The sequence below is a fragment of the Pseudomonas ogarae genome, assembly GCF_014268695.2.
Classification (GTDB): Bacteria; Pseudomonadota; Gammaproteobacteria; order Pseudomonadales; family Pseudomonadaceae; genus Aquipseudomonas; species Aquipseudomonas kilonensis.
Map to the genome: position 1 here is coordinate 212,126 of NZ_CP077086.1, position 20,651 is coordinate 232,776.

17 protein-coding genes are annotated in these 20,651 nt (G+C 59.2%); 7 read left to right on the top strand and 10 right to left on the bottom strand.

Features of this window, described 5'->3' with window-relative positions:
- Nucleotides 1-401: 401 nt before the first annotated feature.
- The 5 genes from mnmE to rpmH all read right to left on the bottom strand — a co-directional run bounded on the left by mnmE (nt 402) and on the right by rpmH (nt 4,327).
- Complete coding sequence (gene mnmE / locus HU749_RS00870) at nt 402-1,772, bottom strand: tRNA uridine-5-carboxymethylaminomethyl(34) synthesis GTPase MnmE (protein ID WP_079302098.1); 1,371 nt, start codon at nt 1,770-1,772, stop codon at nt 402-404.
- Between the two features lie 79 nt (nt 1,773-1,851).
- Nucleotides 1,852-3,534 carry a membrane protein insertase YidC gene (gene yidC / locus HU749_RS00875; protein WP_046063377.1) on the bottom strand — a complete coding sequence of 561 codons (1,683 nt, stop codon included), beginning with the start codon at nt 3,532-3,534 and terminating at the stop codon, nt 1,852-1,854.
- A gap of 2 nt (nt 3,535-3,536) precedes the next feature.
- Nucleotides 3,537-3,782: a membrane protein insertion efficiency factor YidD gene (yidD, locus tag HU749_RS00880; protein WP_010465488.1), complete on the bottom strand. Its 246-nt coding sequence runs from the start codon at nt 3,780-3,782 to the stop codon at nt 3,537-3,539.
- Nucleotides 3,775-4,176 carry a ribonuclease P protein component gene (rnpA, locus tag HU749_RS00885; RefSeq protein WP_003207107.1) on the bottom strand — a complete coding sequence of 134 codons (402 nt, stop codon included), beginning with the start codon at nt 4,174-4,176 and terminating at the stop codon, nt 3,775-3,777. The genes yidD and rnpA overlap by 8 nt, the downstream gene beginning before the upstream one ends.
- Nucleotides 4,177-4,192: 16 nt before the next feature.
- The gene (gene rpmH / locus HU749_RS00890) at nt 4,193-4,327 is read right to left on the bottom strand and encodes a 50S ribosomal protein L34 (RefSeq protein WP_003213577.1); all 135 of its coding nucleotides are present in this window, start codon (nt 4,325-4,327) and stop codon (nt 4,193-4,195) included.
- A 566-nt stretch (nt 4,328-4,893) separates the two neighbouring features.
- Between rpmH and dnaA the strand changes: the two genes are divergently transcribed.
- From dnaA to gabP, 5 genes are all read left to right on the top strand, one after another.
- Nucleotides 4,894-6,420 (top strand): chromosomal replication initiator protein DnaA, encoded by a 1,527-nt coding sequence (gene dnaA / locus HU749_RS00895; RefSeq protein ID WP_079302097.1) that lies wholly within the window; start codon nt 4,894-4,896, stop codon nt 6,418-6,420.
- A 39-nt stretch (nt 6,421-6,459) separates the two neighbouring features.
- Nucleotides 6,460-7,563 (top strand): DNA polymerase III subunit beta, encoded by a 1,104-nt coding sequence (gene dnaN / locus HU749_RS00900; protein WP_003196145.1) that lies wholly within the window; start codon nt 6,460-6,462, stop codon nt 7,561-7,563.
- Between the two features lie 26 nt (nt 7,564-7,589).
- Nucleotides 7,590-8,693, top strand: coding sequence for a DNA replication/repair protein RecF (gene recF / locus HU749_RS00905; protein ID WP_003196148.1), 1,104 nt, complete (start codon nt 7,590-7,592; stop codon nt 8,691-8,693).
- Between the two features lie 5 nt (nt 8,694-8,698).
- Complete coding sequence (gyrB, locus tag HU749_RS00910) at nt 8,699-11,116, top strand: DNA topoisomerase (ATP-hydrolyzing) subunit B (protein ID WP_046063426.1); 2,418 nt, start codon at nt 8,699-8,701, stop codon at nt 11,114-11,116.
- A gap of 301 nt (nt 11,117-11,417) precedes the next feature.
- On the top strand, nt 11,418-12,812 hold the full coding sequence (gabP, locus tag HU749_RS00915) for a GABA permease (RefSeq protein ID WP_046063379.1): 1,395 nt from the start codon (nt 11,418-11,420) through the stop codon (nt 12,810-12,812).
- Nucleotides 12,813-12,935: 123 nt separating this feature from the next.
- Here the strand turns inward: gabP and HU749_RS00920 are convergent, their stop codons facing one another.
- Complete coding sequence (locus tag HU749_RS00920; protein ID WP_014335791.1) at nt 12,936-13,670, bottom strand: response regulator transcription factor; 735 nt, start codon at nt 13,668-13,670, stop codon at nt 12,936-12,938.
- A 224-nt stretch (nt 13,671-13,894) separates the two neighbouring features.
- On the opposite strand from HU749_RS00920, the gene HU749_RS00925 reads away from it, so the two are divergent.
- The gene (locus tag HU749_RS00925; protein WP_186649492.1) at nt 13,895-15,412 is read left to right on the top strand and encodes a PAS domain-containing sensor histidine kinase; all 1,518 of its coding nucleotides are present in this window, start codon (nt 13,895-13,897) and stop codon (nt 15,410-15,412) included.
- A 177-nt stretch (nt 15,413-15,589) separates the two neighbouring features.
- On the opposite strand, the gene HU749_RS00930 is transcribed toward HU749_RS00925, so the two are convergent.
- From HU749_RS00930 to glyQ, 4 genes are all read right to left on the bottom strand, one after another.
- Nucleotides 15,590-16,369, bottom strand: a complete 780-nt coding sequence (locus HU749_RS00930; RefSeq protein ID WP_046063381.1) for a lysophospholipid acyltransferase family protein — start codon at nt 16,367-16,369, stop codon at nt 15,590-15,592.
- Nucleotides 16,370-16,449: 80 nt separating this feature from the next.
- Nucleotides 16,450-16,983, bottom strand: coding sequence for a D-glycero-beta-D-manno-heptose 1,7-bisphosphate 7-phosphatase (gene gmhB, locus HU749_RS00935; protein ID WP_046063382.1), 534 nt, complete (start codon nt 16,981-16,983; stop codon nt 16,450-16,452).
- Nucleotides 16,984-16,986: 3 nt separating this feature from the next.
- Nucleotides 16,987-19,041, bottom strand: coding sequence for a glycine--tRNA ligase subunit beta (gene glyS / locus HU749_RS00940; protein ID WP_046063383.1), 2,055 nt, complete (start codon nt 19,039-19,041; stop codon nt 16,987-16,989).
- Nucleotides 19,038-19,991 carry a glycine--tRNA ligase subunit alpha gene (glyQ, locus tag HU749_RS00945; RefSeq protein WP_003177094.1) on the bottom strand — a complete coding sequence of 318 codons (954 nt, stop codon included), beginning with the start codon at nt 19,989-19,991 and terminating at the stop codon, nt 19,038-19,040. The genes glyS and glyQ overlap by 4 nt, the downstream gene beginning before the upstream one ends.
- An 81-nt stretch (nt 19,992-20,072) precedes the next feature.
- Here glyQ and HU749_RS00950 point away from each other — a divergent pair, with 81 nt between their 5' ends.
- Nucleotides 20,073-20,630 (top strand): DNA-3-methyladenine glycosylase I, encoded by a 558-nt coding sequence (locus tag HU749_RS00950; protein WP_030139014.1) that lies wholly within the window; start codon nt 20,073-20,075, stop codon nt 20,628-20,630.
- The last annotated feature ends 21 nt before the right edge of the window (nt 20,631-20,651 follow it).

Sequence of the window (20,651 nt, forward strand, 5' to 3'; positions counted from 1 at the left end):
AAAAAAGAAAGAAATTTATAAAATCTTTGTTTTTATGTTTATTCTTACTGAGCCCCCTATCTGTGGATAACGTTACACAGACCTTTATTTTCAATATGTACAGAGATTCAAAACCCTGTGGTCAGGTGGCAATGAGGGGTTTGGATAACCGGTGTAAGCCTGTGGATGAATGGGCCTGTTATCCACAGAGGCGGTTATCTTCAGTTTTGAAGGGGGTTTATCAACCGACCTCAATGGCAGTTATTCACAGGGCTTAATCCACAGAAAACCGTCGCGATGGATCGCCGCAGTGTCCACAGGCAAGCCGCCATCAAGGGCAATCAGTTTAAAAAAGAGAGGAAAAACCGGGCTTGCGTTGGACTCGAGAGGCTTCGAGGGCAAACCCGGTTGCAAAGGCGGGGTTACTTACCGATGCAGAAGCTGGAAAAGATCCGCCCCAGCAGGTCATCGGAGCTGAAGGCGCCGGTAATTTCCCCTAGGGAATGTTGTGCCTGGCGCAGGTCTTCGGCCAACAACTCACCCGCCCCCGCCAAGGTCAGCTGCGCACGACCGTGTTCCAGGGCGGCACTGGCATGGCGCAAGGCTTCAAGATGCCGCCGGCGGGCGCTGAAGCTGCTTTCCGACGTCTGCTCATAGCCCATGCAGGCCTTGAGGTGCTCGCGCAGCAGTTCCAGACCCTCACCCGCTGACTTAGCGCTCAGGCTGATGGTCACATGGCCGTCGTTGCTGACCTCAAGGACAATCGCTTCCCCGGTCAGGTCGGCCTTGTTGCGAATCAGCGTGACTTTCGCGGGATCCGGGCGGACCTCGAGGAATTCAGGCCACAAGGCAAATGGATCGTCCGCTTCCGGCGCGGTGGCATCTACCACCAGCAATACCCGGTCGGCTTCACCAATGGCCTTCAGAGCCCGTTCAACGCCGATTTTTTCCACCTGGTCATCGGTGTCGCGCAAACCTGCGGTATCCACTACGTGCAGCGGCATGCCGTCGATGTGGATATGTTCACGCAGGATGTCCCGGGTGGTGCCGGCGATCTCGGTGACGATCGCCGCTTCGCGACCGGCCAGGGCATTCAACAAGCTGGACTTGCCGGCATTCGGCCGTCCGGCGATCACCACGGTCATCCCATCGCGCAGCAAGGCACCCTGCCCGGCTTCGCGCAGTACTGTGGATAACTCATCGCGCACTTTATCCAGCATGCTCAGCACGTGGCCATCGGCAAGAAAATCGATTTCCTCTTCCGGGAAATCAATCGCGGCCTCGACGTAGATCCGCAGGCCGATCAATTGCTCGGTGAGGTTATGCACACGTTGGGAAAACGCACCCTGCAAGGAACGCAATGCGTTGCGCGCCGCCTGTGCAGAACTGGCTTCGATCAAATCGGCGATCGCCTCGGCCTGGGCCAGGTCGAGCTTGTCGTTAAGGAAGGCCCGTTCGCTGAACTCCCCCGGCCGGGCCAGACGACAGCCCAGTTCAAGACAACGCTTGAGCAGCATGTCCAGCACGATGGGGCCGCCATGTCCTTGCAGTTCCAGCACGTCTTCGCCGGTGAACGAATTCGGCCCCGGGAAATACAAGGCCAGCCCCTCGTCGAGCACCTGCTGGTCATCACTGAAAAACGGGCCGTAATGAGCAAACCGCGGCTTGAGTTCGCGACCGCTGATAGCCTTGGCCGCAACACTGGCCAAGGGCCCCGAAATACGGACGATGCCGACACCGCCGCGACCTTGGGCGGTGGCAACGGCGGCGATGGTTTCACGCGGAGCGCTCATAAACCGGTATCCAGACAAAAGTGGCAGATAGCAAAACGCCCCACTAGGGGGCGTTTTGTGTGGTTATCCACAGAGCAAGTTACGCCTCGGCTTTTTTCGCAGCCGCTTCGATCTTACGCGTGATGTACCACTGCTGAGTGATGGACAGCACGTTGTTCACAACCCAGTACAGCACAAGGCCAGCCGGGAACCACAGGAAGAAGAAGGTGAAGATGATTGGCATCATTTTCATGACCTTCGCCTGCATCGGATCCGGAGGCGTTGGGTTCAGCTGCTGCTGGATGAACATGGTCGCGCCCATGATGATCGGCAGGATGAAGAACGGATCCTTGATCGACAGGTCGGTAATCCACAGCATGAACGGTGCCTGACGCATCTCCACGCTTTCCAGCAGAACCCAGTACAGCGCCAGGAACACAGGCATCTGCACAAGAATCGGCAAGCATCCACCCAGCGGGTTGATCTTCTCTTTCTTGTACAGCTCCATCATGGCTTGGGACATTTTCTGCCGGTCATCGCCATGTTGTTCTTTCAGGGCAGCCAGTTTCGGCGCCACTGCGCGCATGCGCGCCATGGATTTGTAGCTGGCGGCCGACAACGGGAAGAAAATCCCCTTGATCAGCATGGTCAGGAAAATGATCGACCAGCCCCAGTTACCAACGATGCTGTGGATATGTTGCAGCAGCCAGAAGATCGGCTGGGCAATGAACCACAGGAAACCGTAGTCCACGGTCAGTTCCAGACCTGGGGACAACTCTTTCAAGACGGCCTGGCTTTTTGGACCGGCATACAGAATGGCGCTGGTCTCGACTTTTGCACCTGGCGCAGCGGTCAATGCCGGCCCGGTGTAACCGACGATGTAGTTGCCTTTGCTGTCTTTACGCGTCTGGACGAGGTTGCTTTCGCCCTTCTGCGGGATCCAGGCTGTTACAAAATAGTGCTGCAGCCAGGCAACCCAGCCACCTTGGACGGTTTCCTTGACCTGGCCCTTGTCCATGTCCTTCATGGACACTTTCTTGTACGGCTCCGAACTTGTCCACAGGGCAGCGCCCAGGTAAGTCGCGGTGCCGGTAGCCGTGCTGGAAGAAGGATCGTCGCTGGCGTCACGCTTGAGTTGCGCGAACATCGCGCCGGACCAAGGCTGGGCGCTCTGGTTGTCGACCAGGTAGGAGACGGTTACGTCATACAGGCCACGTTTCAAGGTGAAACGCTTGATGTAGTTGACGCCATCCTTGCTGAACTTCAAGTCTACGACCAGTTGGTCCTGACCGTCAGCCAGTTGATAAGTCTTCTTCTCGGCGGAGTAGACCGGGCGACCGGCCGGGTCCGAATCCGGGCCGTTGGTACCGATCAGGCCACTTTGGGCCAGATAGGTGCGCTCGTTACCGTTATCGAACAACTGGAACGGGATTTCCGGATGATCCTGGCGACGCGGGTACAGCGGCAGCTTCAGCTGGGCGACGTCACCACCCTGTGGATCGATTGCCAGCTCGAGCACGTCCGTCTTGATCTGGATGAGATCTTTGCTTACGGCCACGGGGGCTTCGGCGGGAGCGCTGGTATCGCTTGCCGCGCGCGGGATGTCGTCATTGCTGGCAGCGTTGTTGCCAACTGGGACATCCGGCAGGCTCGGTGCGGTATTGCTGGCTGCAACATTCTGAGTCGGCAGGGCAGCCTGGCCATAGTCCTGGTTCCATTTAAGGACCATGACGTAGGACACGATTGCCAGGGCGACGATCAGGATCGTGCGTTTGATATCCATGATTACTCGGCCATCGAAGAAGAACGGGAGGTAGGGATAGGCGGAACCGGGTCATAGCCGCCGGGATTCCACGGATGACAGCGACCTAAACGACGAAAGGTCAGCCAGCCACCGCGCAGTAGGCCATGATTTTCTATGGCTTCGTACGCGTAGCAGGAACAACTGGGGTAGAAACGACAGTGACTGGCCATCAAAGGACTAATGGCATAGCGGTAAAACTGGATCGGAACGAGTGCCAGTTTACGCATCGGGACTGTCTACCCCTACAGTTTCGGTGTTGACTGCTGGTACTGGCTTGTTGCGGGCCAGACGCTTCCAGAGCTTGCCGAAATGCTGAATCAATTCGGGGTTTTCTACGTCACCCAAACCTTTGCGCGCGACGATAACAATGTCCCATCCAACCAGTGAATCCTGGTTAAGGCGAAACGATTCGCGCATCAGACGTTTGAGGCGATTGCGCTGAACGGAGAGCTTGACGCTCTTTTTCCCGATTACCAGCCCTAGTCGGGGGTGATCGAGATCGTTGCTGCGCGCAAGGAGCAGGAGATTTTTCCCCGGAACCTTGCCGGTAGGGGAGTCAAAGACTGCCTTGAAATGCCGGGGGGTAAGCAGACGCTTTTCCCGACTGAAGTCCTGACTCACCTCCAGTGCCGGATTATCAAACTGCCAGACGCGCACGACCTTTGGCGCGACGACGCGACAGGACGGCACGACCGTTCTTGGTAGCCATGCGAGCACGGAAACCGTGGGTACGAGCGCGTTTGATAGTGCTTGGTTGGAAAGTACGTTTCATGTCGTGTTACCTGGTTCGTCCACAACGGGCCGGAATGGCCCCCGTTTTAAGAGACCGGGGATTCTAGAGAAAGCAAGCCTCTAGGTCAATTTCCAACCAGCGTTTCCTTTAAATAGATATCCGGGCGCTTCGGCGGATTCATCACACAGCCCTAGATATAGAAATAAAGAAGGAAATTATTTAAAGCTTTTCTGTAAAGCTTATAAAAGCAAGGCAGCCACCTTGCTGTGGATAACCATGCTCAGGCCTTGTAATCCGCCATGTACAGAGAATGACAACTACAGGGGAAAGCAGTGGCCAGCCTGTGCTGCGCTGTCGGATAAGCTGTGTGTGGAATGCCGGGTTATCCACAGGGCGGTTATCCACTGACTTTCACCCCCACTTGTGCAACGACCTCAGGTACGGTTATCCACAGAGCTTATCCACTGACCGCCCGTCGTCTTTCTCTCTGTTAACGCGTTGATAAATCATGGGCGATCAGCAAGCTGCATGTGGATAAGTGGCCGTCTGCTCGCTACAATGGCCGCTTGTTTTTGCCTCACCGGCTTTCAACTTAGGGGATATCCGTGTCAGTGGAACTTTGGCAGCAGTGCGTAGAGCTTTTGCGCGATGAGCTGCCTGCCCAACAATTCAACACTTGGATCCGTCCACTACAGGTCGAAGCCGAAGGCGACGAGTTGCGTGTCTATGCACCGAACCGTTTCGTTCTCGACTGGGTCAACGAAAAGTACCTGGGCCGGGTCATGGAACTGCTCGACGAGCATGGCAATGGCATGGCGCCTGCGTTGTCCTTATTAATAGGCAGCAAGCGCAGCTCGGCACCGCGCGCCGCACCCAACGCACCGCTGGCCGCCGCGGCGTCACAGGCCCAGCAGACTGCAACGGCACCGGTTAACAACCATGCTGCCCCGGCACCGGCGCCTGTCCCGAGCAAACGCAACGCACAAAAGGTCGCCGAGGTCAGCGAAGAGCCCTCCCGGGACAGCTTCGACCCGATGGCCGGTGCCAGCTCCCAGCAGGCGCCGGTGCGTGCCGAACAGCGCACCGTCCAGGTCGAAGGTGCGCTCAAGCACACCAGCTACCTGAACCGGACCTTCACCTTCGAGAATTTCGTCGAAGGTAAATCCAACCAACTGGCTCGCGCGGCGGCCTGGCAGGTTGCGGACAACCCCAAGCATGGCTACAACCCGCTCTTCCTTTATGGCGGCGTCGGCTTGGGTAAGACCCACTTGATGCATGCGGTGGGCAACCATCTATTAAAGAAGAACCCGAATGCCAAGGTCGTGTACCTGCATTCCGAGCGTTTCGTGGCCGACATGGTCAAGGCGCTGCAACTGAACGCGATCAATGAGTTCAAGCGTTTCTACCGTTCGGTGGACGCCTTGCTGATCGACGACATTCAGTTCTTCGCCCGCAAGGAACGTTCCCAGGAAGAGTTTTTCCACACCTTCAACGCATTGCTTGAAGGCGGGCAGCAGGTCATTCTCACCAGTGACCGCTACCCGAAAGAAATCGAAGGCCTTGAAGAACGCCTCAAATCGCGTTTCGGCTGGGGCCTGACGGTGGCAGTCGAGCCGCCCGAGCTGGAAACCCGCGTCGCGATCCTGATGAAGAAAGCCGACCAGGCCAAGGTCGAGCTGCCTCACGACGCGGCGTTCTTCATCGCCCAGCGTATCCGCTCCAACGTGCGTGAGCTCGAAGGTGCCCTCAAGCGGGTGATCGCTCACTCGCACTTCATGGGCCGCGATATCACCATCGAGTTGATTCGCGAATCCTTGAAGGACCTGCTGGCGCTCCAGGACAAATTGGTTTCTGTGGATAACATTCAGCGAACGGTTGCGGAATACTACAAAATCAAGATTTCCGACCTGTTGTCCAAACGCCGTTCGCGTTCGGTAGCACGTCCGCGCCAGGTGGCGATGGCCCTGTCCAAGGAACTGACCAACCACAGCCTGCCGGAAATTGGCGATGTGTTTGGCGGACGCGACCACACCACGGTGTTGCACGCCTGCCGCAAGATCAACGAACTTAAGGAATCCGACGCGGACATCCGCGAGGACTACAAGAACCTGCTGCGTACACTGACCACTTGATGACCACCAGCGCAGCTTATTAAGGCAAGGGACTAGACCATGCATTTCACCATTCAACGCGAAGCCCTGTTGAAACCCCTGCAACTGGTCGCAGGCGTCGTCGAACGCCGCCAGACCTTGCCGGTACTTTCCAACGTGCTGCTGGTTGTCGAAGGCCAGCAACTGTCGCTGACCGGTACCGACCTGGAAGTCGAGCTGGTCGGTCGTGTGCAACTTGAAGAACCGGCCGATCCGGGCTCCATCACCGTGCCGGCGCGCAAGCTGATGGACATCTGCAAGAGCCTGCCCAACGACGCGCTGATCGACATCAAGGTCGATGAGCAGAAGCTCGTGGTCAAGGCCGGTCGCAGCCGTTTCACCTTGTCCACACTGCCAGCCAACGATTTCCCGACCGTTGAAGAAGGCCCGGGTTCGCTGACCTGCAGCCTGGACCAGAGCAAATTGCGTCGCCTGATCGAACGCACCAGCTTCGCCATGGCCCAGCAGGACGTGCGTTATTACCTCAACGGCATGCTCCTGGAAGTGTCTGCCGGCGTCATCCGCGCCGTCGCCACCGACGGGCATCGCCTGGCCATGTGCTCGATGCAGGCCGATATCGGTCAGCCAGATCGCCACCAGGTGATCGTGCCGCGTAAAGGTATCCTGGAGCTGGCCCGTCTGCTGACCGAGCCGGACGGCAACGTCAGCATCGTGCTGGGCCAGCACCACATCCGCGCCACCACTGGCGAGTTCACCTTCACCTCGAAGCTGGTGGACGGTAAATTCCCCGACTACGAACGCGTGCTGCCAAAAGGTGGCGACAAGCTGGTGCTGGGCGACCGCCAGGCGCTGCGCGAAGCTTTCAGCCGCACCGCGATCCTGTCCAACGAGAAGTACCGCGGCATCCGCCTGCAATTGGCCAATGGTCAGTTGAAGATCCAGGCGAACAACCCGGAGCAGGAAGAAGCGGAAGAAGAAGTAGGCGTTGAGTACAACGGCGGCTCCCTGGAAATCGGCTTTAACGTCAGCTACCTGCTCGACGTGCTGGGCGTGATGACTACCGAGCAAGTGCGTCTGATCCTGTCTGACTCCAACAGCAGTGCGCTGGTGCAAGAGTCCGACAACGACGATTCGGCTTACGTTGTCATGCCGATGCGTCTGTAATCATGCCCATGCCCAGCAGAAGCTAGATGTCCTTAAGTCGCGTCTCGGTCACCGCGGTGCGCAATCTGCACCCGGTGACCTTCTCCCCTTCCCCCCGCATCAATATCCTTTACGGCGCCAACGGCAGCGGCAAAACCAGCGTCCTGGAAGCCGTGCACCTGCTCGGGCTTGCCCGTTCGTTTCGCAGCACCCGCCTGTTACCGGTCATCCAGTACGATCAACTGGCGTGCACGGTGTTCGGCCAGGTGGAACTAGCGGAAGGCGGCCATAGCGCCCTGGGGATCTCGCGGGACCGGCAAGGCGAGTTCCAGATCCGCATCGATGGGCAGAACGCCCGCAGCGCTGCTCAGCTGGCGGAGATCCTGCCGTTGCAGTTGATCAACCCGGACAGCTTCCGTCTGCTGGAGGGCGCACCGAAGATTCGCCGGCAATTTCTCGACTGGGGCGTGTTCCACGTGGAACCGCGCTTCATGACGACTTGGCAACGCCTGCAGAAGGCGCTGCGCCAGCGAAACTCTTGGCTGCGACATGGTACACTTGACGCCGTTTCGCAAGCGGTTTGGGACAGGGAACTGTGCCAGGCCAGCGCTGAAATCGATGAATACCGCCGCGCTTACATCAAAGCCTTGAAACCGGTCTTCGAGCAGACCTTGAGCGAACTGGTTGAGCTTGAGGGCCTGACGCTCAGCTATTACCGAGGCTGGGACAAGGACCGGGAACTGAGCACCGTGTTGGCTGGCTCGCTGCAGCGGGACCAGCAGATGGGCCATACCCAGGCCGGACCACAACGTGCTGACTTGCGTCTCAGATTGGGCGCACATAACGCCGCGGACATCTTGTCCCGGGGGCAGCAGAAGTTGGTGGTGTGTGCCTTGCGTATCGCCCAGGGGCATCTGGTCAGCCAGGCCCGTCGCGGTCAGTGTATTTATCTGGTGGATGACTTGCCGTCCGAGCTGGACGAAGCCCACCGTCGCGCGCTATGCCGCTTGCTGGAAGACTTACGCTGCCAGGTGTTCATCACCTGTGTAGACCACGAATTATTGAGGGAAGGCTGGCAGACGGAAACGCCAGTCGCTCTGTTCCACGTGGAACAGGGCCGTATCACCCAGACCCACGACCATCGGGAGTGAAGGCATTGAGCGAAGAAAATACGTACGACTCAACGAGCATTAAAGTGCTGAAAGGCCTGGATGCCGTACGCAAACGTCCCGGTATGTACATTGGTGACACCGACGATGGTAGCGGCCTGCACCACATGGTGTTCGAGGTGGTCGACAACTCCATCGACGAAGCCCTCGCCGGCCATTGCGACGACATCAGCATCATCATCCACCCGGATGAGTCCATCACCGTTCGCGACAACGGCCGTGGCATCCCGGTAGACGTGCATAAAGAGGAAGGCGTTTCCGCCGCTGAGGTCATCATGACCGTCCTCCACGCAGGCGGTAAGTTCGACGACAACTCCTACAAGGTCTCCGGCGGTCTGCACGGCGTAGGTGTATCGGTAGTGAACGCGCTGTCCGAACAACTGGTCCTGACCGTTCGCCGCAGCGGCAAGATCTGGGAACAGACCTACATCCACGGTGTGCCCCAGGCACCGATGGCGATCGTTGGCGACAGCGAAAGCACCGGCACCCAGATTCACTTCAAGGCCTCGAGCGAAACTTTCAAGAATATCCACTTCAGCTGGGACATCCTGGCCAAGCGGATTCGTGAACTGTCCTTCCTCAACTCTGGTGTTGGCATCGTCCTCAAGGACGAGCGCAGCGGCAAGGAAGAGCTGTTCAAGTACGAAGGTGGCCTGCGTGCGTTCGTCGAGTATCTGAACACCAACAAGACCCCGGTCAACCAGGTGTTCCACTTCAACATCCAGCGTGAAGACGGCATCGGCGTGGAAATCGCCCTGCAGTGGAACGACAGCTTCAACGAGAACCTGTTGTGCTTCACCAACAACATTCCGCAGCGCGACGGCGGTACCCACCTGGTGGGCTTCCGTTCGGCACTGACCCGTAACCTGAACAACTACATCGAACAGGAAGGCCTGGCGAAGAAGCACAAAGTCGCCACCACCGGTGACGATGCCCGCGAAGGCCTGACGGCGATCATCTCGGTAAAGGTGCCGGATCCGAAGTTCAGTTCCCAGACCAAGGACAAACTGGTGTCTTCCGAAGTGAAGACCGCGGTTGAACAGGAAATGGGCAAGTACTTCTCCGACTTCCTGCTGGAAAACCCGAACGAAGCCAAGCTGGTGGTCGGCAAGATGATCGACGCCGCTCGTGCCCGTGAGGCTGCGCGCAAGGCTCGTGAGATGACCCGCCGCAAAGGCGCGCTGGACATCGCCGGCCTGCCGGGCAAACTGGCCGACTGCCAGGAAAAGGACCCTGCCCTGTCCGAGCTGTACCTGGTGGAAGGTGACTCTGCTGGCGGTTCCGCCAAGCAGGGTCGTAACCGCCGCACCCAGGCTATCCTGCCGCTCAAGGGCAAGATCCTCAACGTCGAGAAGGCGCGCTTCGACAAGATGATTTCCTCCCAGGAAGTCGGCACCTTGATCACGGCGTTGGGCTGCGGCATTGGCCGCGAAGAGTACAACATCGACAAGCTGCGCTATCACAACATCATCATCATGACCGATGCTGACGTCGACGGTTCGCACATCCGTACCCTGCTGCTGACGTTCTTCTTCCGTCAGTTGCCGGAGCTGATCGAGCGCGGCTACATCTACATCGCCCAGCCGCCGCTGTACAAGGTCAAGAAAGGCAAGCAAGAGCAATACATCAAAGACGACGACGCCATGGAAGAGTACATGACGCAGTCGGCCCTGGAAGACGCGAGCCTGCACCTGAACGAAGATGCCCCAGGCATTTCCGGTGAAGCCCTTGAGCGCCTGGTCAACGACTTCCGCCTGGTGATGAAGACTCTCAAGCGCCTGTCGCGCCTGTACCCACAGGAACTGACCGAGCACTTCATCTACCTGCCAGCCGTGAGCCTGGAGCAACTGTCCGATCACGCAGCGATGCAGGATTGGCTGGCCCAGTACGAAGTACGCCTGCGCACTGTCGAGAAATCCGGCCTGGTCTACAAAGCCAGCCTGCGTGAAGACCGTGAGCGTAATGTCTGGCTGCCGGAGGTCGAACTGATCTCCCACGGCCTGTCGAACTACGTCACCTTCAACCGCGACTTCTTCGGCAGCAACGACTACAAGACCGTCGTATCCCTGGGCGCGCAACTGAGCACGCTGCTGGACGAAGGTGCCTACATCCAACGTGGCGAACGCAAGAAAGCCGTGACCGAGTTCAAGGAAGCCCTTGAATGGCTGATGGCCGAAAGCACCAAGCGCCACACCATCCAGCGATACAAAGGTCTGGGTGAGATGAACCCGGATCAGCTGTGGGAAACCACCATGGACCCAAGCTCGCGGCGGATGTTGAAAGTCACCATCGAAGACGCCATTGGCGCGGACCAGATCTTCAACACCCTGATGGGTGATGCGGTCGAGCCTCGTCGTGACTTCATCGAGAGCAATGCGTTGGCGGTATCCAACCTGGATTTCTGATCCCTTCAGCAGCACCGCTCCAAAAAAAGCCAACGCTTATGCGTTGGCTTTTTTTTACGTTTGAAAAACGTGCACCCTTTTCAGGCCTGTGGATAAAAAACGGGGTAACTCGGTAACACCTTGGTACAAAGCCTTCACGCTCAATAGGTTAGGAATTGAGTGAGAGCCCCGGATAACGGGCTTTCAGATTTTCTGGCGCAGAACTTGCGTGTTAAATAAATTACACATCGTTTCTTTAAATTGACAGGGGAGCGGTGGGTACGAGGTGACACGAATAAATCCAATACCAAGGGTAGTCTCAATGAGCGGTACGCAAACTTCCAATCATCTGGAGCAAGGGCTCAAACCCCGGCATGTGACGATGCTATCCATCGCCGGCGTCATCGGCGCTGGCCTTTTCGTTGGCTCCGGCCACGCTATCGCAGCGGCTGGTCCAGCCGTGCTGCTGGCTTACGCTGCCGCGGGTGCCCTGGTGGTGCTGGTGATGCGGATGCTGGGCGAAATGGCGGTGGCGTCGCCGGACACCGGCTCCTTCTCGACCTATGCTGACCGTGCGATTGGGCATTGGGCCGGTTTCACCATCGGCTGGCTCTACTGGTGGTTCTGGGTCCTGGTGATTCCACTGGAGGCCAACGCCGCCGCGACGATCCTGCATGCCTGGTTTCCGAACGTGGCGATCTGGGCCTTCACCTTGGTCATCACCCTGCTGCTGACGGTCACCAACCTGTTCAGCGTGAAGAATTACGGGGAATTCGAATTCTGGTTCGCCCTGGTCAAGGTGGTGGCGATCATCGGTTTCATTGGCCTGGGTGTGATGGCGATCTTCGGCTTGCTGCCTACCAGCCAGGTCAGCGGTGTTTCGCACCTGTTCGACACCCAGGGCTTCCTGCCCAACGGTATGGGCGCGGTGTTGGGGGCAATCCTGACCACCATGTTTTCGTTCATGGGCACCGAGATCGTGACCATCGCGGCGGCCGAATCGAAGAACCCTGGCCAGCAGATTTCCAAGGCAACCAACTCGGTCATCTGGCGGATTGGCTTGTTCTATCTCGTCTCCATCTTCATCGTCGTCGCCCTGGTGCCGTGGAACGATCCGCTCCTGGCCAGCGTCGGCTCCTACCAGACGGTGCTGGAGCGTATGGGCATCCCCAATGCCAAACTGATCGTCGACATCGTCGTCCTGGTGGCGGTCACGAGCTGCCTGAACTCGGCGCTGTATACGGCTTCGCGGATGATGTTCTCGTTGGGCAAGCGTGGTGATGCGCCGGCCGTTTCCCAGCGCACCAACAAAAGCGGTACACCTTACTGGGCGGTGATGCTGTCGACCGGTGCGGCCTTTTTGGCGGTATTCGCCAACTACGTGGCGCCAGCTGCTGTGTTTGATTTCCTGCTGGCCAGTTCCGGCGCCATCGCATTGCTGGTGTATCTGGTCATCGCGGTTTCGCAGTTGCGCATGCGCAAGCAACGCATGGCGCGTGGTGAAAAAGTCGCCTTCAGCATGTGGCTGTTCCCCGGCCTGACCTACGCGGTGATTGTCTTCATCGTTGGGGCCTTGACCATCATGCTGTTCCAGGAAGCCCATCGTGTAGAGATCCTGGCGACGGGGCTGCTCAGCGTAATGGTGGTCGTGTCCGGATTGCTGATACAGCGCCGCCGGATCGCAAAGGCAGGAAGCCTGGTGCAGACGATCGGCTGATATTTATTGTGGCGAGGGAGCTTGCTCCCGCTGGGCTGCGCAGCGGCCCCTCTTTTTGTGAGTGCTTCGCACTCAAGCGGGAGCAAGCTCCCTCGCCACAGATGTATCCAAACTGACCGTTGTTTAACTCGCGACAGACGCTTCACTCCCCGCCGCCACACTCTCCAACCGATACCCATACCCATAAATCGTCAGCAACTGCCAACCGCGATCCGCCGTCAGGCCGAGCTTGTTGCGCAGGCGATAGATGTGGGTGTCGAGCGGGCGGGACGAGGTCATTTCCTCGTGGGTCCAGAAGCGTTCGTAGAAATACTCCCGAGACAGTGGTCGGCCCAGGTTGGCGAACAGACACCGGGCCAGGCGGTATTCCCGCTCGGTCAGGCTGATGGGTATGCCGGCGCGGGTGATGGTCAGCTCGGCGTCGTCGAACGCCAGGTCGTTGAACACCAGCACGTCGCTGGCGGGCGCGCGTTGCAGGTTGTGACGGCGCAGCACAGCGGTGACCCGGGCCTTGAGCTCGTTGGGTCGAAAGGGTTTGCTCACATAGTCGTCAGCGCCGGCGTTGAGGGCCTGGACGATGTCGTGCTCGCCGTCGCGACTGGTCAGCATGATGGCAGCCGGTGGCGAATCCATGTGCTCGCGGGTCCAGCGCAGCAATGAAAGCCCGCTGATGTCCGGCAGTTGCCAGTCGAGGATCAACAGGTCGAAGGTTTCCCGGCGCAGTTGCCGCAACAAGTCCTCGCCTCGCTCAAAGCTATGCAGGGTCCAGGCTTGTTCGCCCCTGCCAGGGATTTGTTGCAGCGTCTGTTCTACCCGGCGAAGTTCGGCCGGTTCATCGTCCAGTATGGCGACACGCATGAAATGCGATTCCTTGATCTCGAGAGTAACGGACATCTGCAGGTGGCAATGAGACGCAGCCGGTGGCTGATTTGTTGTCATTGACCTGTCGCTGGCTGCGACAATACCGGCTCGCGGCACAGAGGGAAAGGCAGCAGCGCGCCACCCATCGAGTCCCGTTATAGTCGTGGGCTTGGCAGGCCTGTGAAAAAATTCCCCAGTTCTTGAGTTTGGCCAGGAGGCCTATGAGTAACCAACGTCGGCGTGAAAGTCGTGAGCCAACCCAGGTCCAGCGGTTGTTTCGTCAGTTGGTGCGGGAGTGGCTGTGGATAAGTCTGTTGCTGTTGCCGCTGACGGCCTTGCTGTCACTGAGCAGCCAATCGACGGGTAACCATCCAGGCGCTGTGTTGTTGTCGGTGTGTCTGGTGGCCTGTGTATTGGGCTTGTTGCTGTTGCGCCCGCGCCTGGCCCTGTGGACAACAGTGGGCGGCATGAGCCTGGCCCTGTTGACCAGTGCCGTGCTGGGCGCGCGAGGCTGGTGGTGGTCGCCCATGGCAAGTGTGCTGGGCATCATGTTTGGCTACCTGATCTGGAATTGGCGGCGCCTGAGCGTGGTGCTGGCCTATTTCGGCTGGGAGCTGGCACGCCTGGACGCGGAACCGAAGGTTTTCCCGGAACGTCGCCGCGCCTCCTACACCGGCAGCGACCGCTTGCAGGGCCAGATCATGGCCCTGGAGCAAGCCATGAGTCGAACCCGCGACACCCGGCGCTTCATTGCCGACGGTCTGGAATACCTGCCGGTGGCGACCATGATCAGTGATCCCCAAGGCAAGCTGTTGCTCGGCAATCGCAAGGCGCGCGAGCTGTTCGGCCATGGCCTGGCGGGTGGCGATGTGCTGGAGCATCTCGGGCAATTGGGTTATCCAGGGTTGGAGCATGGGGCCCATCACCGGTTATCCACATTGCCCTTGGTGGAGTTTCGCGACATTCGCGAGCGCAGCTTGCGCCTGGAACGGGCGGCGTTGTTGCCGGTTGATGGCGACGCGCCGATTGGCTGGTTGCTCAGCCTCACGGACCTGAGCGCCGAACGTGAGGCTGAAGAACAGCGCAGCGTCATGCTGCGTTTTCTCTCCCACGACTTGCGCGCCCCGCACTCGGCGATCCTTGCATTGCTCGATGTGCAGCGGCATCAGGTCGGTGGGGATAATCCGCTGTTCGACCAGATCGAGCGCCAGGTACGTCGCGCCCTGGACCTGACCGAGGGTTTCGTGCAATTGGCCAAGGCCGAATCCGAGGCATATCAATTCCAGCCGACGCTGTTCGCCATGCTGGTGCTGGATGTACTCGACCAGGCGCTGCCCATCGCCCAGGCAAAACGCATCCAGTTGACTCATGAAATAGAGGATGAAGAGGCGATGGTGAGGGCGGATCAACCGTTGCTGACCCGTGCCCTGTTCAATCTGCTGGAAAATGCCATCAAGTACAGCGGGCCCGACGCCTGCATTTCGCTGCAGGTTCATTGCACTCCGGGCTGGTTGATCTGCAATGTTGCCGACCAGGGCAAAGGCATCAGCGCCGAAGAACTACCCGACCTGTTCAGGCAGTACCGACGGTTTTCCTCGGCTCACGGGGTCGATGGAATTGGCTTGGGGCTGTCGATGGTCAAGGCCGTGGTTGACCATCACGAGGGGAAAATCGAGTGCCGTAGCGTGGTGGGTAAAGGCACGACGTTCAGCCTGCGTTTCCCGTTATTGGCAGATTGAAAAGATCGCGGCCTTCGGCTGTAGGAGCTGCCGAAGGCTGCGAACTTTTGGTGCTATAAAAAACTTATGCACCTAACCGCGGGTTTTATGTGTTTAGGAAATATGTATTAAAAACATATACATACAGTATAAAAGCAACGGATTTCGAAAAAACGGTACACAGGTTATCCACAGATCTCAAACAGCGAGCTGGTCGGAGGTGGCCGGTGTTGTCGGGGTCGGGGGCAGCGAGCCCATTTCCCGTTGCGTCTGTTCATTCCAGGCTTGTACGCGGTCATTGAGGTCGGCGATGGCGCGGGGCCCAGTGCCTTCGGCATACATCGGCGCGCCAATCACCACAGTGATGACGCCTGGTTTCCTGATCCAGCCAGCCTTGGGCCAGAATTTGCCGGCATTGTGTGCAATCGGCAGCACGGGAAGATCGGCGTTCACGGCCAATGCCGAACCGCTGCGGGAGAATTTGCCGACGGTTCCATAAGGAACACGGGTGCCCTCGGGGAAGATCAGCACCCAAACGTTATCCTTGAGCAGTTCGTCGCCCTTCTTCGCCACCTGCTTGAGGGCCGCCTTGGGGTTGTCGCGATCGATGGCGATCGGGCGCAGCATCGCCATGGCCCAGCCGAAGAACGGCACGAACAACAGTTCACGCTTGAGCACTTGGCTCAACGGTTCGAAATAAGCCGAGAGAAAGAACGTCTCCCAGGTGCTCTGGTGGTTGGACTGGATCACGCAGGGCCGGTCAGGCACGTTCTCGGCACCTTTGACTTCATAGCTGATGCCCAGGAACACCTTGCTCAACCACAGTGCGCAGCGGCACCAGTACACATTGATGAAACGGTAGCGCGCCTTGAATGGCAAGAAAGGCGCGATGAAAAAGCTCAGGGAGCACCACAGCAAGGAACTGGTGCCCAACAGCAGGTAAAAGAGAAAGGCTCTGATGGCCTGCAATATAGACATAGCGGCATTTACCGTTGCGGGCAATGCCCGCCTGTTCAAGCGCTTCCCGAACAATCCTTGATCAGGTTGTCTTGGGAGCTCTAATTGTGGATAAGTTCAGCGGCAATCGCCGCCAAGTCGTCAAAAATCAAGGTGCCTACCGGTAGGGTCTTGCCCAGAGTCTTTTCGCCTTTCCCGGTCTTTACCAAAACTGGCTGACAATCGACGGCCTTGGCCGCCTCCAGGTCACCGAGGCTGTCGCCGACGAACCACACACCCGCCAGCGCCACGCCGTAATGCGCGGCAATGGTGTTCAGCATGCCCGGCTTGGGCTTGCGGCAATCGCAACCTTCATCCGGACCGTGCGGGCAATAGACGATCAAGCCGACTTCCCCGCCCTGCTCCGCCACCAGGGTGCGCAAGCGCTCATGCATGGCGTCCAGGACGGCGAGGTCATAGTAACCGCGGGCAATGCCCGACTGGTTGGTGGCAACCGCCACCGTCCAGCCGGCCTTGCTCAACTGCGCGATGGCTTCGATCGAACCGGGCAGTGGCAACCACTCCTCCACCGATTTGATGTAAGCGTCGGAGTCGTGATTGATCACCCCGTCCCGATCGAGAATCAGCAGTTTCAAGCTTTACCCCAGCAACGAAATATCGGCGACGCCGAGGAACAGCCCACGCAGACGCGCCAGCAGCGCGTAACGGTTGGCGCGTACTTTGGCGTCTTCGGCATTGACCATCACTGCCTCGAAAAACGCATCCACCGGTTCGCGCAGTGCAGCCAGGCGCGCCAGGGTTTCGCTGTACTGACGAGCCGCCGCCATTGGCTGGACCGCCTGGTCCGCCTGCTGGATCGCCGAATACAGGGAAAACTCGTTGGCGTTGTCGAAGTACTTGGCTTCGACGGTGGCCGCGATGTTGCCGTCGGCCTTGCCCAGCAGGTTCGACACCCGCTTGTTCACTGCCGCCAGCGCTGCCGCTTCCGGCAATTTGCGGAACGCCTGCACCGCTTGTACACGCTGGTCGAAGTCCAGGGCCGAACCCGGTTTCAGGGCACGCACCGACAGGTAGGTGGCGACTTCGACACCTTCGTCTTCATAACGCGCACGCAGGCGGTCGAAGATGAATTCCAGCACGGCATCGGCCAGGCCGGCAGCCTTGACCTTGCTGCCGAACGCATTGACGGCGAACGCCACTGCGTCGTTCAGGTCCAGGTCCAGCTGCTTGTCGATCAGGATCCGCAACACGCCCAGCGCCGCACGACGCAAGGCATACGGGTCTTTGCTGCCGGTGGGCAGCATGCCGATACCGAAGATGCCGACCAGGGTGTCGAGCTTGTCGGCGATCGCCACGGCCGCACCGGTCAGGGTGGTCGGCAGTTCGGCGCCGGCACCGCGGGGCATGTACTGCTCGTTCAGTGCCAGGGCCACGTCCTGCGGCTCGCCATCGTTGAGGGCGTAGTAGTAACCGGCGACGCCTTGCATCTCCGGGAACTCACCGACCATCTCGGTGGACAGGTCGCACTTGGACAGGATCCCGGCACGGGCCGCGCGCTGGGCGTCGCCGCCGATGCGTGGGGCGATGAACGCCGCCAGTTTCGACACGCGCTCGGCCTTGTCGTAGACGCTGCCGAGTTTTTCCTGGAACACCACGTTGCGCAGGCGCTCGTTGAAGCTTTCCAGCGGTTGCTTCTTGTCTTGCTTGAAGAAGAACTCGGCATCGGTCAGGCGCGGGCGAACGACTTTTTCGTTACCGGCGATGATCTGCTGCGGGTCCTTGCTTTCGATGTTGGCGACCGTGATGAAGCGCGGCAGCAACTTGCCTTCGGCGTCCAGCAGGCAGAAGTACTTCTGGTTGTCCTGCATGGTGGTGATCAAGGCTTCCTGCGGCACTTCAAGGAAACGTTCCTCGAACGAGCACACCAGCGGCACCGGCCATTCCACCAGCGCGGTCACTTCGTCCAGCAGGTTGGCCGGCACGATGGCGGTGCCTTCCTGCAGGGTGGCCAGCTCTTCGGTGCGCTTGCTGATCAGTTCGCGGCGCTCGTTGGCGTCGGCCAGCACGTAGGCGGCACGCAGGTCGGCCAGGTAGTTGGCCGGCGAGGTGATGCGCACGCTCTGTGGATGATGGAAGCGGTGACCGCGGGAATCGCGACCGGCCTTCTGGGCCAGGATCGTGCAATCGATGACCTGGTCACCGAGCAACATCACCAGCCATTGGGTCGGGCGCACGAACTCTTCCTTGCGCGCGGCCCAGCGCATGCGCTTGGGGATCGGCAAGTCATTGAGGGAATCTTCGACGATGGTCGGCAACAGGCTGGCGGTCGGCTTGCCCTTGATGCTCTGGCTGTAGCGCAGCTTCGGGCCGCTCTGGTCGATTTCGCTCAGGTCCACGCCGCACTTCTTGGCGAAGCCCAGGGCAGCCTGGGTCGGGTTGCCGTCGGCATCGAACGCGGCCTGGCGTGGCGGGCCGTCGAGATTGATGCTGCGGTCTGGCTGCTGGGTCGCCAGGGCGGTGATCAGCACGGCCAGGCGGCGCGGCGCGGCGTACACCTGTTTGGCTTCGTAGCCCAGGCCGGCGGCTTGCAGGCCTTTGTCGATACCGGCCAGGAACGCATCGGCCAGGGTGTTCAGGGCTTTGGGTGGCAGTTCTTCGGTGCCCAGTTCAACCAGAAAATCTTGAGCACTCATTGTGCAGCCTCCAGCTTAGCCAACACTTCATCACGCAGGTCCGGGGTCGCCATCGGGAAGCCCAGCTTGGCACGGGCCAGCAGGTAGGCTTGCGCAACGGAACGCGCCAGGGTGCGCACACGCAGGATGTATTGCTGGCGCGCGGTCACGGAAATCGCCCGGCGTGCGTCCAGCAGGTTGAAGGTATGGGACGCCTTCAACACCATTTCATAGCTCGGCAACGGCAGCGGCTGGTCCAGCTCGATCAGGCGCTTGGCTTCGCTTTCATAGAAATCGAACAGTTCGAACAGCTTCTCGACGTTGGCGTGTTCGAAGTTGTAGGTCGACTGCTCCACTTCGTTCTGGTGGAACACATCGCCGTAGGTCACTTTGCCGAACGGGCCGTCGGCCCACACCAGGTCGTAGACCGAATCCACGCCCTGCAGATACATGGCCAGGCGTTCCAGGCCGTAGGTGATTTCGCCGGTGACCGGGTAGCACTCGATGCCGCCCGCTTGCTGGAAGTAGGTGAACTGGGTCACTTCCATGCCGTTGAGCCAGACTTCCCAGCCCAGGCCCCAGGCGCCCAGGGTTGGCGATTCCCAGTTGTCTTCGACGAAACGAATGTCGTGCACCAGCGGGTCGAGGCCCACGTGCTTGAGCGAGCCCAGGTACAGCTCCTGGAAGTTTTCCGGGTTCGGCTTCAGGACGACCTGGAACTGGTAGTAGTGCTGCAGACGGTTCGGGTTTTCGCCGTAGCGGCCGTCAGTCGGGCGGCGGCTGGGCTGCACATAAGCGGCGTTCCAGGTTTCCGGGCCGATGGCACGCAGAAACGTGGCAGTGTGGAAAGTGCCGGCGCCTACTTCCATATCGTAGGGCTGAAGTACCACGCAACCTTGCTCGGCCCAGTATTGCTGGAGGGCGAGGATCAAGTCTTGGAAGGTACGCACGGCTGGCGTAGGCTGGCTCACGAAATTCACCTGTTTCTTGGGCTGCGATTTAAAGAGCGGGAGTATACCCGATTCGTTCGTGCGCACGCCCCCTGGAGCCTTATGCCACGCTGCTTTTGGTGTTCTGACGATCCGTTGTACATGGCTTATCACGATCAGGAGTGGGGCACGCCGCTGCGCGATGCGCAGGGTTTGTTCGAGTTGCTTTTGCTCGAAGGGTTCCAGGCCGGGTTGTCCTGGATCACCGTTTTGCGCAAACGCGAGCGCTACCGGGAGGTGCTGTACGGCTTCGATGTGCAGCGGGTGGCACAGATGAGCGACGCCGAAATCGATGAGCTGATGCTCGACCCCGGCATCATCCGCAACCGTCTCAAGCTCAAGGCCGCCCGCCGTAACGCCCAGGCCTGGCTGGCGCTGGAAGACCCGGTGGCGTTTCTCTGGTCGTTCGTGGGCGACAAACCCATCATCAACCATTTCAAGGACCGCACCGAAGTGCCGGCCATCACGCCCGAGGCACTGGCGATGAGCAAAGGCTTGAAAAAAGCCGGGTTCACCTTCGTCGGGCCGACCATTTGCTATGCCTTGATGCAAGCCTCGGGCATGGTCATGGACCACACTCAGGATTGCGACCGCTACGCCGAGTTGGTAAACGGCGGTTAGAATAGCCGGCTCGCAACACGG